This is a genomic window from Staphylococcus sp. EG-SA-2 (assembly GCF_017152085.1).
This window is the reverse complement of sequence record NZ_JACYHC010001296.1, coordinates 1-606: the sequence shown is the minus strand read 5'-3', so window position 1 is coordinate 606 and position 606 is coordinate 1. Positions and strand designations below refer to the sequence as shown.

Below are 606 nucleotides of genomic sequence, written 5' to 3'. Positions count from 1 at the left end.
GACACATGCATCCATTCCAGCAGATATTCGAGCTAAAGAAGGTATTACAGACGGACTTGTAAGAATTTCTGTAGGTATTGAAGATACTGAAGATTTAGTCGATGATTTAAAACAAGCACTAGATACGTTATAAATAATAGCAGCACTGGCATATATTTTGAGTTCAACGTTTGTTGTTCTTGAATATGCTAGTGCTTTTTTTGTGCGATGTTAATCATTCGTGATTGAGTTATGGAGGTTTGGTGGACATTTGTATGGATTTAATTTGATAAATGTCATAGTAGTCTCACAATTCGTCATTGTCACATGAATTGCTTATTTTTTAATTTTTTAGAAAATTCGGCAAATTGTATTGACGATATATGCAATTTTACATATAATGCTTTTATTCCTAGTGGAATGATAAGAATTTGAAGGAGGGGGCTTTGCATGATTGAGTTTCGACAGGTAAGTAAGACCTTTAATAAAAAGAAGCAAAAAATAGATGCTTTGAAGGACGTATCATTTACGGTCAATCGCAATGATATTTTTGGTGTGATTGGATATAGTGGTGCAGGAAAAAGTACGTTGGTAAGACTCGTGAATCATCTTGAAGCTGCCTCGAAT

Annotated in this window: 2 protein-coding genes; both read left to right on the top strand. The window is 34.0% G+C overall.

Annotated features, from left to right (window positions below; genetic code table 11):
- A partial coding sequence (locus IDG60_RS20890; RefSeq protein WP_206161139.1) for a PLP-dependent transferase occupies positions 1 to 133 on the top strand: 133 nt, incomplete at its 5' end.
- A gap of 296 nt (positions 134 to 429) precedes the next feature.
- Positions 430 to 606 (top strand): ATP-binding cassette domain-containing protein (locus IDG60_RS20885; RefSeq protein WP_206161138.1); only part of this gene is annotated, 177 nt, incomplete at its 3' end.